The following is a 14229-nucleotide window of genomic DNA, read 5'->3' as shown; positions in this document are numbered from 1 at the left end:
CCCACCCTACGGGAGCTCCGTATGGCACTGGCTAAACGCATTATCCCCTGCCTCGACGTGGACAACGGCCGCGTGGTCAAGGGCGTCAAGTTCGAGAACATCCGCGATGCCGGCGACCCGGTGGAGATCGCTCGCCGCTACGATGAGCAGGGCGCCGACGAGATCACCTTCCTCGACATTACCGCCAGCGTCGATGGCCGCGACACCACCCTGCACACCGTCGAGCGCATGGCCAGCCAGGTGTTCATCCCGCTCACCGTCGGTGGCGGCGTGCGCACCGTGCAGGACATCCGCAACCTGCTCAATGCCGGTGCTGACAAGGTGTCGATCAACACCGCTGCGGTGTTCAATCCCGAGTTCGTCGGCGAGGCTGCCGCGCGTTTCGGCTCGCAGTGCATAGTCGTCGCCATCGACGCCAAGCGTGTATCTGCGCCGGGTGAGCCGGGCCGCTGGGAGATCTTCACCCATGGCGGGCGCAAGCCGACCGGCCTCGATGCCGTTGCATGGGCGCGCAAGATGGAAGACCTGGGCGCCGGTGAGATCCTGCTGACCAGCATGGATCAGGACGGTGTGAAGAGCGGTTACGACCTCGGTGTGACCCGCGCCATCAGCGAGGCCGTGCGCGTGCCGGTGATCGCCTCTGGTGGCGTCGGCAACCTGCAGCACCTGGCCGACGGCATCCTCGAAGGCAAGGCCGATGCCGTGCTGGCCGCGAGCATCTTCCACTTCGGCGAGTACACCGTGCCGGAAGCCAAGGCCTATTTGGCCAGTCGCGGCATCGTGGTGCGTTAGAGGCCTACTTGTTCGGACCGCGGCCGTGGTCCGCAGCGGCGCTCGAGCGAGCGCCGAGCCGGCTTGCTCGCCATCCTCAGTAACAAAAGCTGCGGGCGAGTCGACGGCAAAGTGCCAGCGATCCGGCTAACATTGCCCATCATTCCCAAAACTTATGGCCCTGCATTTCGCAGACGGTTATTGCCTGCCGATCTTTCCGACACGGAGTCCCCATGTTCCTCATTCGATTCTTGACCGTCCTGGCCCTGTCGTGTGGCCTCAGCCTTGCGCGCGCCGAACCGCTGGTGCTGCTCACGGAGAATCTGCCCCCCTTCAACATGTCGGTCGCCGGCACCAACTATGCCCGTGACGATGGCGTGACGGGCATCAGCTCGGACATCCTGCGCGCGGTGTGCGAGCGTGCTCAGGTCCAGTGCCAGCAGATCTTGCGCTTCCCCTGGCAGCGTGTTTACCAGCAGACGCTGGACGATGCGGGCTACGGGCTGTTCTCCACCGCGCGTACCGCAGAGCGCGAAGGGCTGTTCAAGTGGGTGGGGCCGATCGCCAGCAACGAATGGGTGCTGTTCAGCAAGGGTGACAGTTCGATCCAGTTGAACAGTCTCGACGATGCACGGCGTTACCGTATCGGCGGCTACAAAGGTGACGCCAAGACCCAGTTCCTGCTCGATCGCGGGCTGGAAGTGCAGACGGCGTTGCGTGACAGCGAGAACGTCAAGAAGCTGGAGCGGGGCCAGATCGACTTGTGGGTTACCTCCAATCAGGCGGGGCGTTTCGTTGCACGCCAGGAGGGCCTGGAGAACCTCAAGGTGGTGCAGAATCTGCACACCGCTGATCTCTACCTGGCGCTCAACCTGCAGACTCCTGACGAGCTGGTGCAGAAGTTGCAAAGTGCACTGGACTCGCTGCGGGCCGAGGGTGCGTTGAGGAGCATCGAGGCGCGCTACTGAGGCACACTGCCAGTAATCGCTGGGCCGGGGAGGGCGTGGCGGTTATCCTGAGGCGGTCTGCCTTTTCATAGAAAGAGAAATGTCATGTTCAAACGTCTGCTACTCGCGCTCGCTGGCACCCTTATGGTGCTCGCTGGCGCGGTGCGCGCCGAAGTGGACCCGAACTACAGCGTGGTCCTGCTGACAGAAAATTTCCCGCCTTACAACATGGCGATCAACGGCAAGAACTTCGCTCAGGAAGACAATATCGATGGCATCGCCGTGGATATCGTCAAGGAGATGTTCAAGCGTGCCGGGGTCAGATACAGCCTGACTCTGCGTTTTCCCTGGGATCGTATCTACAAGCTGGCGCTGGAAAAGCCGAGCTATGGCGTGTTCGTCACCGCGCGTCTGCCGGAGCGTGAGGAACTGTTCAAGTGGGTTGGCCCGATCGGTCCTGACGACTGGGTGCTGCTGGCCAAGGGTGACAGTTCGATCAACCTGGCCAGCCTGGATGAGGCCAAGCGGTATCGCATTGGCGCCTACAAGGGCGACGCCATCTCCGAATACCTGACCGACAAGAGTGTGGAGCACAGCACCTCGTTGCGTGACCAGGAAAACGCACGCAAGCTGATGGCTGGGCAGATCGATCTATGGGCCACCGGTGACCCTGCCGGCCGCTACCTGGCCAAGCAGGAGGGTATCTCCGGCCTGCGCACCGTGTTGCGCTTCGACAGTGCCGAGCTCTACCTGGCGCTGAACAAGGAAATGCCTGACGAGATCGTCGCCAAGCTGCAGGCTGCACTGGATCAGATGCGCGCCGAAGGCTTCGTCGACGAGACGCTGAACAACTACCTGTAAGCACCGAACACGCGACCGGCCACGAGCCGGTCGCTTGCCATGGATGGCAAAGCCACTGAGTGCCAATGACCGGGCTCGGGCCCATGCAAGGATGTCGCTAGCCATAACCAAAATCATGCGAGCGGTACGTCTTATGCTGAATACTCTGAAGAAAAGCCTGTTTGTCGCCTTGTTCATGCTTTGCGGTTCCGCGTACGCGGAGTTGCCCCAGGATTACAAGGTGGTGCTGCTGACCGAGAATTTCCCGCCCTTCAACATGGCGGTGGACGACAAGAACTTCGCTCGTGACGACGGTATCGATGGCATCAGCGCCGACATCGTGCGCGAAATGTTCAAGCGTGCTGGCATCGACTACACCCTGACCCTGCGTTTCCCCTGGGACCGCCTCTATCGCCTGACGCTGGACAAGCCCAACTACGGGCTGTTCTCCACCACCTATACCGAAGAGCGCAAGCCGCTGTTCAAATGGGTTGGCCCGATTGCCAAGACCGGCTGGGTGTTGCTCGCCGCGCCGGGTAATGACATCAAGGTGTCGAGTCTGCAGGACGCTGCCAAGTACCGTATCGGTGCCTACAAGAACGATGCCGTCAGCCAGAACCTGGAGAGCCAGGGCCTGGAGCCGATCAACGCCCTGCGTGACCAGGAGAACGTGAAGAAGCTGGTGCGTGGGCAAATCGACCTGTGGGCCACTACCGACCCGGTTGGCCGTTATCTGGCCAAGCAGGAAGACGTCACCGGCCTCAATACCGTGCTGCGCTTCAGGGAGGCCGAGCTGTATCTGGCACTGAACAAGGATACCCCGGATGAGGTGGTACAGCGTCTGCAGAAGGCGCTGGATGAGCTGCGCAGCGAAGGCTTCATCGACGACATTACCGAGAACTATCTGTAAAACCGTAGAATGTCGCGCGGCCGCCTAGGCCGCGCGCACCAGCCGTGACGCTGGTGCCAGCCTCGGTGCGCACGGCGCACCCTACGCGCTTCGCCAAAGAAAAAGCCCGGACAGTTGTCCGGGCTTTTTCGTATGGCCTGCTGACTCAGTTGCCGCGCGTGACGCTCAGGCCCTTGAGCAGGTTCAGCGCCTGGCTCAGCTGATAGTCGTCATCCTGCGGGCGTTCGGTGCGCGCGGCCTGGGCACCACGGCTCGGGCGATCGGCGCCGCCGTTGCCATTGCCCAGGTGGCCTTGCAGGTCGGCTTCCTTGATGCCTTCATTTTCCTGCTCGCGAGTCAGCTTGGCGCGCGCCACTTCGATATCAGGGACGATGCCCTGAGCCTGGATCGAGCGACCGTTGGGTGTGAAATACAGGGCGGTGGTCAGCTTCAGCGCGCGGTCGTTGTTCAGCGGCAGCACAGTCTGTACCGAGCCCTTGCCGAAGCTGTCGGTGCCCATCAGTACCGCGCGCTTGTGATCCTGCAGCGCACCGGCAACGATCTCCGACGCCGAGGCGCTGCCGCCGTTGATCAGCACCACCAGCGGTACGCCTTCGCTGGCGTCGGCCGGGTCGGCGTTGAAGCGCAGTTCGGAATTGGCCAGGCGGCCTTCGGTGTAGACGATCAGGCCGCTCTTGAGGAAGTGATCGGTCACTTCCACGGCTGCCTGCAGCACGCCGCCCGGGTTGTTGCGCAGGTCCATGACCAGGCCGCGCAGTTTCTTGTTGCCGTTGTCCTGGCGCAGTTTGGTCAGGGCCTTGCCCACCTCCTCGCCAGTGTTGACCTGGAATTGCGAGATGCGCAGATAGCCGTAGCCGTCTTCGAGCATCTGGCTCTTCACGCTACGCACCTTGATCACTGCGCGGGTCAGGGTCAGGTCGAAGGGGCGACCGCCGTCGCGTACCAGCGTCAGCTCGATCTTGCTGCCGGCCTTGCCGCGCATCTTGTCCACAGCTTCCATCATCGACAGGCCCTTGGTCGGCTGGCCGTCGATCTTGACGATCAGGTCGCCGGGCTGGATGCCGGCTTTCGAGGCGGGCGTGTCGTCGATGGGGGAGACCACCTTGACGAAGCCATCCTCCATGCCGACCTCGATGCCCAGGCCGCCGAATTCACCGCTGGTGCTTTCCTGCAGTTCGGCGAAGGCTTCCGGCTCGAGGTAGGCCGAGTGCGGGTCGAGGTTGCTGAGCATGCCCTTGATGGCATTTTCCAGCAGGGTCTTGTCGCTTACCGGCTCGACGTAGGCTGCCTTGATGCGGTCCATCACCTCGGCGAAGGTGCGCAGATCGTCCAGCGGCAACGGAGCCTTGGCGCTTGCCGCCGCTGCCGGCGCGGGGGCAGGCTCGGCGGCGTGCAGGGCTGGAGCGCCGAGCAGCAGCCCGAGGGCCAGGGCCAGGCAGGTGGGGCGGAAGCGATGAGACATGAAGACAACTCCTAGTTAAATTAGGCGCCACCAGGCTGCAACCTGATTATCCCTGCGCGCGGCACCACTGTGCCGGGTCACTCGGACGACCGTTCTGGCGAATGGCGAAGTACAGTGCCGATGTTTCCTGGCCACCGCTGCTACCAACGGTGGCGATGGGGTCGCCGGCCTTGACCACGTCTCCGGCACTCTTGAGCAGGTTCTGGTTGTGACCATACAGGCTCAGGTAACCGTTGCCATGGTCGAGAATGACCAACAGACCGGCGCCACGCAACCAGTCGGCGAATACCACGCGTCCACCATGCACGGCGCGTACCTGGCTGCCGGCGGGCGCACCGATCAGCACGCCATCCCATTTAGTACGAGCGTCGCCGCCGCGAGGGGTTCCGTAGCGTGCTACCAATCGGCCATCGACCGGCCACGGCAGCTTGCCGCGTGCGCTGGCGAAAGGCCCGCCGTAGACGGCGCCGGATGTAACCAACGGGCCGCTTGGCTGACTCGGCTGCTGGCTGCCTGGCCGCGCCTGCTCTGCCTGTTGCGCGGCCAGGGCGCGCTTGCGCGCCTCTTCAGCCTCGCGTGCCTGGCGGGCCAGGGTTTCTTCGATGGTCTTCAGTACGCGGCCCAGCTCGGCCTGTTCCTGCTGGCGCGCCTTGAGTCGCTGGTCGCGGGTGGCGAAGTCGCTGTTGAGCTTGGCCAGGGCCTGCTGGCGCTCCTTGCGCGCCTCGGCAAGCTTGGCGTGACGTTCGTCCAGGCCGGCCTTCTGCGCCTGCAACTGGGCCTGGTGGCTGGTGATTTCCTGCTCGACGTTGGCCAGCTGGCGCAGAGTCTCGTTGAACGCGGCGAGCTGCTCGAGGCGGGCCTGACTGAGGTAGTCGTAATAGGTGAGGGTACGTGAGAATTTTTCCGGGTTCTGCTGGTTGAGCAGCAGCTTGACGTATTCCTGGCGGCCGCTCTGATAGGCGGCGCGGGCCTGGATGCCGATCAGTCGTTGCTGTTCAGTGCGCGCGCCCTGGAGTTTTTTTTTCTCCTGATCCAGGCGCTGGATTTCCTGCTCGCTGCCTTTGAGTTCGCGCTGCAGTTCCTTGACCTGGTTTTCCAGGTCGCCCATCTCGGTCTCGGTCTTCTTCAGCTGCTGCTGCACGCCGGATTTCTCCTGCTGCAGTTTCTCCAGCAGCTTCTTCAGCTCGGCAACGTCCTGGCGCGCCGCTTCCAGCTGGCGCTGGGTATCGGCGCGCTGATCGGCGATGGCCGGAGCGATCAGGCTGCTGAGCAGAATCAGGGCAAGGATGCGAAGCATGGGCGGGGCGATACCTGGCGGAGTAGCGAATGGCGCTTAGTATGCCTAAAAAACCGGCGGCAAGCTGCAAGCCACAAGCAGCTAGAAGAGCGAACGTGACGCGTAGCCCGGATGCAATCCGGGGGGAGATTCCCCGGATTGCATCCGGGCTACGATGCTTGCGTCTTATTGCAGCTCGACGATGGTCTTGCCGGTCATCTCGGCCGGCTGTTCCAGGCCCATGAGCTTGAGCAGGGTCGGCGCCACGTCGGCCAGCACGCCGCCTTCGCGGATGCGTGCCGGGCGCTTGCCGACGTAGATGAACGGTACCGGCTCGCAGGTGTGCGCGGTGTGCGCCTGGCCGGTGCACTCGTCTTCCATCTGCTCGACGTTGCCGTGATCGGCGGTGATCAGCGCTTCGCCGCCGACCTTCGCCAGCGCCTCGGTGATGCGGCCGACGCAGCTGTCGAGGGTTTCCACGGCCTTGACTGCGGCCTCGAACACGCCGGTATGACCGACCATGTCGCCGTTGGCGTAATTGACGATGATCACGTCATAGCGCTGGTTCTCGATGGCATCGACGATCTTGTCGGTGACTTCCGGCGCGCTCATTTCCGGCTGCAGGTCGTATGTAGCGACGTTCGGCGATGGGATGAGGATGCGTTCTTCGCCCTCGAACGGCTCTTCACGGCCGCCGGAGAAGAAGAAGGTGACGTGGGCGTATTTCTCGGTTTCGGCGATGCGCAGCTGGGTCTTGCCGTTCTTCGCCAGGTATTCGCCGAGCACGTTGGTCAGCGCTTCCGGAGCAAAGGCGCTGGGGGCCGGGATGCTCGCCGAGTACTGGGTGAGCATGACGAAACCGACCTGCGGTGCACGCTTGCGCTCGAATTCCTTGAAACCAGGCTCGACGAAGGCGCGAGTCAGCTCGCGGGCACGGTCGGCGCGGAAGTTCATGAATACCACTGCGTCGCCATCCTCGACCTGCACCGGTGTACCGATGGTGGTGGTCTTGACGAATTCGTCGCTCTCGCCGCGTTCGTAGGCTGCCTGCAGGCCTGCCACGGCGTTGGCGGCGTTGAACTGGCCAGCGCCGTCGACGATCAGGTGATAGGCCTGCTCGACGCGGTCCCAGCGGTTGTCGCGGTCCATGGCGAAGTAGCGGCCGGTGAGGCTGGCGATGCGGCCTTTGCCGAGGCGGGCGAAGGCGGCGTCGAGCAGCTCGATCGACGGCTGCGCGCTTTTCGGCGGGGTATCGCGGCCGTCGAGGAAAGCGTGCAGATAGATCTTCTCGGCGCCACGCTTGGCAGCCAGTTCGGCCATGGCGACGATGTGATCCTGGTGGCTGTGTACGCCGCCATCGGAGAGCAGGCCGAGGATATGCACGGCCTTGCCGGCGGCCACAGCCTTGTCCACGGCCTGGTTGATGGTGGCGTTATCGAAGAATTCGCCGTCACGAATCGCCTTGGTCACGCGAGTGAAGTCCTGGTACACCACGCGGCCGGCACCGAGGTTCATGTGGCCGACTTCGGAGTTGCCCATCTGTCCGTCCGGCAGGCCCACGTCCATGCCGCTGCCGGAGATCAGACCGTGCGGGTAGGTGGCGCGCAGGCGGTCGTACACCGGCGTGTTGGCAGCATGGATGGCGTTGTACTCGGGTTTGTCGCTGTGACCGAAGCCGTCGAGGATGATCAGAACCAAGGGTTTTGGCGTGGCACTCATTGAACTGGCTCGCTCTGCGTCTGAGGGGGCAATGAAACAGCCCGGCATTTTAGGGCCAAGCGCCTGGCGCGTCACTGCCAGACGGGGTTTGGCCGACCTGTGGGGCTGTGTATACTGGCCGGCATTTTACCGTCCTGGGCCATATAGATGTTCGCCAACCTGATTGAATTCATCATCAACCACTACGTACTGAGTGGAATGTTCGCCGTTCTGCTGGTGTTGCTGATCGTCACCGAAATGCGCAAGGGCGGGCAGAGCCTGTCGAGCCGCGAGCTCACCGCGCTGGTCAACAGCGACAAGGGCGTGGTGCTCGACGTGCGCGCGCAGAAGGACTTCTCTGCCGGCCATATCGTCGATTCGCTGCACATTCCTTACGACAAGGTGGCCGCACGTGTCGCCGAGCTGGAAAAGCACAAGGCCAAGACCATCGTCGTCGTCGACGCCATGGGTCAGCATGCCGGCAGCGTCGCCCGCGAGCTGAAGAAAGCCGGTTTTATCGCCGCCAAGCTGTCCGGTGGCATCGCCACCTGGCGTGGCGACAACCTGCCGCTGGTGAAGTGACATGACCAGTGTGGTCGTCTACTCCAGCGACTGGTGCCCCTACTGCATGCGCGCCAAGCAACTACTGGCCAGCAAAGGGGTGGACTTCGAGGAAATTCGCGTCGACGGCCAGCCGGCCATCCGCGCGGAGATGACCCGCAAGGCCGGCCGCACCTCGGTGCCGCAAATCTGGATCGGCAGCACCCATGTGGGTGGCTGTGACGACCTCTATGCCCTGGAGCGCGCCGGCAAGCTCGACGCCCTGCTGCAGAGCCCCGCTTGAAACCTCAACGTTAAGGAAGGCAAACGCCATGACCGAGCAAGCCAACAGCGGCGCAGCCGCTGCCGATTCGCAGAATCCGCAATTCTCCCTGCAGCGTATCTACGTCAAGGACCTGTCCTTCGAAGCGCCGAAGAGCCCGGAAATCTTCCGCCAGGAGTGGACGCCGAGCGTTGGTATGGATCTGAACACCCGCCAGAAGGCACTGGAAGGTGACTTCCACGAAGTGGTGCTGACCCTGTCGGTGACCGTGAAGAATGGCGAAGAAGTCGCCTTCATCGCTGAAGTGCAGCAGGCCGGTATCTTCCTGATCAAGGGCCTCGACGCTGCCTCCATGAGCCACACCCTCGGCGCCTTCTGCCCGAACATCCTGTTCCCGTACGCCCGCGAAGCGCTGGACAGCCTGGTGATCCGCGGCTCGTTCCCGGCGCTGATGCTGTCGCCGGTGAACTTCGACGCGTTGTACGCTCAGGAGCTACAGCGCATGCAGCAAGCCGGCGAAACCACTGCTCACTGAGTGCTCGGTTCGGTTGCATGAAAAAGCGCCCCTCGGGGCGCTTTTTTGTGTCCGCTCGCGGCCTTAATTGGCGCCAGCGAAGCCGTTCTGCCGCCAGGCCTCGTAAACGGTGACGGCCACGGTATTGGACAGGTTCAGGCTGCGGCAGCCGGCGCGCATCGGCAGGCGTACGCGCTGCTCGGGCGGCAGGGCGTTGCGCACCTCTTCTGGCAGGCCACGGCTTTCTGGGCCGAACAGGAACGCGTCGCCGGGCTGGTAGGCGATCTCGTGGAACGGCTGCGAGCCCTTGGTGGTGAAGGCGAACAGGCGCGGCTGGCCAAGGCTGTCGAGGCAGCTCTGCAGGTCCGGGTGGCGCTTGAGCGTGGCGTATTCGTGATAATCCAGGCCGGCGCGGCGCAGCCGTTTGTCATCCAGCTCGAAGCCCAGCGGCTCGATCAAATGCAGCTGGCAGCCGCTGTTGGCGCACAGCCTGATAATGTTGCCGGTATTGGGCGGAATTTCCGGTTGAAAGAGGATGACGTGGAACATGCAACACTCCGAGCGCTTGGACGAGCGCCATTCTACGCCGCCAGAAGATCCACGGCCGCGTTTGCGCTGGCGTTTCGTGGCATCGGTGATGCTGATCGCCTTTCTTGTCGGCATGATGATCGGCCGGGTGTTCGATCCACCGCGTCTGCGTATCGAGGATGCCGAGGCCTGGGAGCTGGGATTGCAGCTTTGGTTCAATCGTGAGCCACAGGCGCAGGCCGAACATGTCGATGGCGCCTTGGTGTATCGCTACGAGGATGCCTACGGGCGGGTGCGTGAGGGGCAATTGAAACTGCCGTTGGGGCTGGTGAACTGGCGCGTGGAGCGCGACGGACGGGATCTGCTGCTGGTGCTGGTGTCACCCCGCCCGCTGGACGGGGAGTGGCGCGGTGCGCAAGAGGATGGACGTTGGCGGGCGCGCCTGACGCTGCGTCCCAAATAAAGAAGGGGATTCCCCGGCCTGCCTGTACCAAGGTCCCCGAAACGGGTGGCGCCGTGCTCGTTGCCAAGCTGCGGCGCGTTACACATGACGCGCGGTGGCGTCGAATAAAGAAGGGGATTCCCCGGCCTGCCTGTACCAAGGTCCCCGAAACTGGGATTGCTTTAGCATATGCAGGGCGTGTGCCAGTTTTGTTACCGGAGCTGAAAGACTTGGTTTCGCTAGGGTTTTAGGCCCTCTGGCGAGGGCTGCGGCGTCATTTGCTGCGCCGATGTGCACCAGCGTGCAGCGTGATGCACCGATGGCGCACCACGCTGTTCTGGATCGCTCGATGGGGCTCAGCGTGGCAGTAGTTTCAGCGTGCCCTGGCTGCTGGCTTTGACGTCGGCGTCGCTCAGGTGCTGTGGCTGATACTCGCCAGTTACGTGGGCGGTTGCCTGATCGCCATAGTGGGTATCGAACGGTACGCCGCTCTGGCCGACGGGAATGCCGCCCAGCGCCTTGTCAGCAGCTGCCAGGTCGACCAGGCGCCGGGTCGAGGGGCCATAGACCACGGGCCAGGGCGCCGGACCAACCTTGTGCGAGAGGTTGTTCGGTGTTTCATGGCCGCCTGGTGCGGCGAATGGGCCGACGTTCAGCAGCCAGGCCAGTGGCTGCTGCTGACCAAGCGGATGCTCGTGGGTGAGGGTATGACCGCGGCCCCAGTTCCAGGCGTCGACATCATTGCCGAACACGCTGCGTAGATGCGTCAGGCTGGCGCGCCAGGCGTCGGCGACGATCTGCGCACGGCTTTCGCGTTGCTCGCTGCCCTGACGATTCCACCAGGGCGAGTCGGCGTTGGCGGTCAGGCGCGGCAGGGCAGTGTCGAGCACGCGGGTTTGCAGCAGGCTGTCGAAGAACACCTCGCCCAGCTCGTCGGCCATGGCTTCGCGGGCAAGCTGATAGGTCAGCTGGTTGAACAGGGTGGCGGCCACGGAGTCGAGCTCGTGGTCGCCATTCCACTTGGCCAGTTGCTCCACCAGTGCGCGCTCCTCATCGGTCGCTGCTGCTGCGCGCAGCTCGTCGAGGATCGGCGCCAGCAAGCGCGGACCATAGCCGGTACCAGGATCAAGCTGCAGCGCCTGGCTGTTTTGCGTGTCCCATTTCACCGAGGTATCGCTCAGGCGCTGGTTCAGGCGCCGACCGCGATCAGGCAGGTTGTAGTAACCGGGAATCTCGATGCCGCTGGCCGGTACGGGCTGGTAGTTGGCCGAGAGGATATAGCCGCGCTCGGGGTTCTCTTCCTGCGGGTTGGCGCTGAAGGGGTGATAGCCGAGTTTGTCCGCCTCACCGCTGGCGCCATCGAGAATGAAGGTCGGGTTGACGCCATCCGGGCGCAGCGGCAGCTTGGCTGCGGCCCACCAACCAATATCGCCGCTGGCACTGGCCCAGAGCACGTTGAGGCCGGGGGCTTCGATCTTCTCGACGGCGGCGCGGGCCTTGTCCAGGCTGCTGGCGCGGTTTAGCCGGTAGAAGGCATCAAGCATTGGGTTGTCGGTTTCGAGGAAGGCCCACCACATGGCGATCGGCGTGCTGCCGTTGGTCTGGCCCAGGGCGTCGTTGATGATCGGCCCGTGCGGCGAGCGGCGTAGGGTGATCTGCACCGGCTCGGCGTCTTTGACCCGGATGGTTTCGGTGCGCTGTTCGAGGTCGACCCAGTTGCCCTGGTGCCAGACCTGGTTGGGGTTGTCCGGATTGGTGCGCTCGGCGATCAGGTCGAGGTCGTCGTTCTGGAACATGGTCAGGCTCCAGGCGAAGTCACGATTGTGGCCAAGCATGGCGCTGGGAATCAGTGCGTGGTGGTAGCCATACAGCTCGTAACCAGGTGCCTGCAGGTGCGCTTCGTACCAGACGGCCGGCAGCGAGAAGCGAATATGCGGGTCGCCCGCCAGCAGCGGTTTGCCGCTGGCGGTGCGGCTGCCTGAAACGGCCCAGGCGTTGCTACCTTCGAACTGGGGCAGACCGGTGCCCTCCAGAGCGCTGTTGCTGAGCTGGGCGAGGGCGGAAAGATCCTGCCAGTCGCCGGCGGCCAGGGAGGTGCCAAGCACGCCCTGCGGATGCCAGTCGAGGTCGAACAGCTTGAGATAGTCCGCGCCCAGCTCGTCACGAATATGGGTCATCAGTGGTTCGGTGCGCAGGGCTGCAGCGAAGCTGTAGGCCATGTAGCCAGCGACGCTGAGCGTATCGGCCATGGTGAACGGACGCGGCTCGATGCCCAGCAGGTCGAACTCCAGCGGTCGTGAGCGGCTGGCCTGGTACTGGTTGACCCCTTCGAGATAGTGCTGCAGCGCCTGGGTGGATGGGTTGTTGGCGTCCAGCCTGGCGGCGTAGGCATCGGCATGGCGAGCGATTTCCAGGGTGCGGAACAGGCGGTCGGTAGGCACCAGCTTTTCGCCGAGCACTTCGGCCAGTTCACCGCGCGCCAGGCGACGCAGCAGCTCCATCTGGAACAGACGATCCTGAGCGTGGACGAAACCGAGGGCGCGGTACATATCCGCTTCATTCTCGGCGCGAATGTGCGGCACGCCGCGTTCGTCGTAGTCGACCGTGACCGGCGCCTGCAGGGCAGCGAGTACTCGTTCGCCGTCACGCTGCGGCTGCTTGTCGTGCAGGTACCAGGTCAGGCCGCCAGCGGCCGCGGCAACCACCAGGGCAAGGGCGGTCAGGGAGCGTTTCATCGAGCGATCCTTATTGTTGTGGGGCAAGCGTGCGGGCATTTTGCTCAGGCGCGTGGGTAGTGGCATTGACCATATGCCTCAATGCTGAAAGTCTATGGTCAATACTTGCCCGGAACCGCCATGGTCGATAACGCCTTCGTCGCCCTTACCCACTCCTCGACCCTGCGTCGGCTGCTCTACGAGGCCCTGGCGGCGCTGGGGCTCGACCCGACCGACACCTACCGCCGTGCCTACGCCGGTGTGCCGCTTGCTGCGCCGCTGCTGGAAGCGCGCGAGGAGCACGACAATGCGCCGCGTTTCTGGCAGGCGCTGGAGGGCATCAGCGGTGACGCCGATATCGGCCTGCACCTGGGCGAGGTCATGCAGCCTCGGCCGATGGATGTGGTCAGCTACCTGCTGTTGGCGGCTCGGGATCTGCGCCAGGGCCTGCAGGCCTTCGTGCGTTTTCAGCACATTCTGTCCGGCGGTTTCGTTGCGCGGCTACAGGAGCAGGGGGACGAGGCGCACCTGGTGATCGATCTCAACTACCGCGAGGTTGGCTCGCTGCGTCAGCAGATGGAGTGCCTGGCCGTGCTGCTGAGCAAGATGCTGGCGTCGGCTGCTGGCGGCGAGCTGCCGTTGCTGGGTGTGGAATTTCGCCATCGTGCTCCGCGCAATCTTGCCGAGCATCGCCGTTTACTGAGTGTCGAACCCCGTTTCTCGCGGCCGCACGACGTGCTGATCCTGCCGCGTGCGTTGCTCTCCCGGCCTTCGCGCTGCGCCAGCCCGCGGCTGTTCGAGGTGCTCAGCGAGGAAGCCGAGAAGCAGTTGGCGGGGCTGGTGGAGAACCAGTTGCTGGCGCGGGTGCGCTACTGGCTGGAGGTCAATCTGGGTGGTACGACCTGCAGCCTGGAGGCCTGTGCACGGGCGCTGGGCAGTAATCGCGGTGCCTTGCAGCGTTCGCTGAGTGAGCAGGGCAGCAGTTTTCGCGCACTGCACGATGAGGTGCGGCGCCTGCGTGCGTTGCGCCTGCTGGATCAGGGCCTGGGCGTGCGCGAGGTGGCGCGGGCGTGCGGTTTCGCCGAGCTGTCGCCGTTCTACCGCGCCTTCCGACGCTGGCAGGGTGGGACGCCACGCGGTCTGGTAGCGCGCCACGGATCGACTGGCGTTTGAGGTGCTCTCGGGTGGGTTAGCCGCCTGTCGCACTTGTCAGTCGATTCGCCATGTCAGCTGCGGCGTAACCCACCGCCGGCGTAAGGCGATCTACCGCCTGGTGGGTTACGCGACGCCCTGCTTTGCTCGGT

Annotated in this window: 14 protein-coding genes; 9 read left to right on the top strand and 5 right to left on the bottom strand. The window is 63.8% G+C overall.

Translation table 11 applies throughout. The features are described from left to right. The first annotated feature begins 21 nt into the window (after positions 1–21). From hisF to BLT86_RS17130, 4 genes are all read left to right on the top strand, one after another. Positions 22–792: an imidazole glycerol phosphate synthase subunit HisF gene (gene hisF / locus BLT86_RS17145; RefSeq protein WP_017675945.1), complete on the top strand. Its 771-nt coding sequence runs from the start codon at positions 22–24 to the stop codon at positions 790–792. 212 nt (positions 793–1004) lie between these two features. Continuing rightward, positions 1005–1739 carry a substrate-binding periplasmic protein gene (locus BLT86_RS17140; protein ID WP_092378444.1) on the top strand — a complete coding sequence of 245 codons (735 nt, stop codon included), beginning with the start codon at positions 1005–1007 and terminating at the stop codon, positions 1737–1739. Positions 1740–1823: 84 nt separating this feature from the next. Beyond that, complete coding sequence (locus BLT86_RS17135; protein ID WP_092378441.1) at positions 1824–2579, top strand: substrate-binding periplasmic protein; 756 nt, start codon at positions 1824–1826, stop codon at positions 2577–2579. Positions 2580–2712: 133 nt separating this feature from the next. Beyond that, complete coding sequence (locus BLT86_RS17130) at positions 2713–3468, top strand: substrate-binding periplasmic protein (protein WP_092378438.1); 756 nt, start codon at positions 2713–2715, stop codon at positions 3466–3468. A gap of 145 nt (positions 3469–3613) precedes the next feature. On the opposite strand, the gene BLT86_RS17125 is transcribed toward BLT86_RS17130, so the two are convergent. The 3 genes from BLT86_RS17125 to gpmI all read right to left on the bottom strand — a co-directional run bounded on the left by BLT86_RS17125 (position 3614) and on the right by gpmI (position 7925). Further along, positions 3614–4930, bottom strand: a complete 1317-nt coding sequence (locus tag BLT86_RS17125) for a S41 family peptidase (protein ID WP_092378435.1) — start codon at positions 4928–4930, stop codon at positions 3614–3616. Between the two features lie 46 nt (positions 4931–4976). Then, complete coding sequence (locus BLT86_RS17120; RefSeq protein ID WP_092378432.1) at positions 4977–6227, bottom strand: murein hydrolase activator EnvC family protein; 1251 nt, start codon at positions 6225–6227, stop codon at positions 4977–4979. A gap of 165 nt (positions 6228–6392) precedes the next feature. After that, positions 6393–7925: a 2,3-bisphosphoglycerate-independent phosphoglycerate mutase gene (gene gpmI, locus BLT86_RS17115; protein ID WP_092378429.1), complete on the bottom strand. Its 1533-nt coding sequence runs from the start codon at positions 7923–7925 to the stop codon at positions 6393–6395. A 147-nt stretch (positions 7926–8072) separates the two neighbouring features. On the opposite strand from gpmI, the gene BLT86_RS17110 reads away from it, so the two are divergent. From BLT86_RS17110 to secB, 3 genes are read left to right on the top strand one after another with little or no spacing between them, the layout of a single operon-like run. Further along, positions 8073–8486, top strand: coding sequence for a rhodanese-like domain-containing protein (locus BLT86_RS17110; RefSeq protein ID WP_092378426.1), 414 nt, complete (start codon positions 8073–8075; stop codon positions 8484–8486). 1 nt (position 8487) lies between these two features. Then, positions 8488–8748, top strand: a complete 261-nt coding sequence (gene grxC / locus BLT86_RS17105; protein ID WP_003464145.1) for a glutaredoxin 3 — start codon at positions 8488–8490, stop codon at positions 8746–8748. Positions 8749–8776: 28 nt separating this feature from the next. Beyond that, entirely contained in the window at positions 8777–9262 is a 486-nt protein-coding gene (gene secB / locus BLT86_RS17100; RefSeq protein ID WP_074680186.1) for a protein-export chaperone SecB, read from the top strand. A gap of 63 nt (positions 9263–9325) precedes the next feature. Here the strand turns inward: secB and trmL are convergent, their stop codons facing one another. Beyond that, positions 9326–9790, bottom strand: a complete 465-nt coding sequence (trmL, locus tag BLT86_RS17095) for a tRNA (uridine(34)/cytosine(34)/5-carboxymethylaminomethyluridine(34)-2'-O)-methyltransferase TrmL (protein WP_092378423.1) — start codon at positions 9788–9790, stop codon at positions 9326–9328. Between trmL and BLT86_RS17090 the strand changes: the two genes are divergently transcribed. Then, positions 9789–10232 (top strand): hypothetical protein, encoded by a 444-nt coding sequence (locus tag BLT86_RS17090; protein ID WP_092378420.1) that lies wholly within the window; start codon positions 9789–9791, stop codon positions 10230–10232. The two genes, trmL and BLT86_RS17090, sit on opposite strands and share 2 nt — an antisense overlap. A 335-nt stretch (positions 10233–10567) precedes the next feature. On the opposite strand, the gene BLT86_RS17085 is transcribed toward BLT86_RS17090, so the two are convergent. Beyond that, positions 10568–12946 (bottom strand): penicillin acylase family protein, encoded by a 2379-nt coding sequence (locus tag BLT86_RS17085; RefSeq protein WP_167377329.1) that lies wholly within the window; start codon positions 12944–12946, stop codon positions 10568–10570. A 120-nt stretch (positions 12947–13066) separates the two neighbouring features. On the opposite strand from BLT86_RS17085, the gene BLT86_RS17080 reads away from it, so the two are divergent. Then, the gene (locus BLT86_RS17080) at positions 13067–14098 is read left to right on the top strand and encodes an AraC family transcriptional regulator (RefSeq protein WP_092378414.1); all 1032 of its coding nucleotides are present in this window, start codon (positions 13067–13069) and stop codon (positions 14096–14098) included. Positions 14099–14229 lie beyond the last annotated feature (131 nt).

It is taken from the genome of Pseudomonas sihuiensis (assembly GCF_900106015.1).
GTDB classification, from domain to species: domain Bacteria; phylum Pseudomonadota; class Gammaproteobacteria; order Pseudomonadales; family Pseudomonadaceae; genus Aquipseudomonas; species Aquipseudomonas sihuiensis.
Note: the sequence above shows the minus strand (reverse complement) of the source record. Positions and strands in the feature narration are given on the sequence as shown.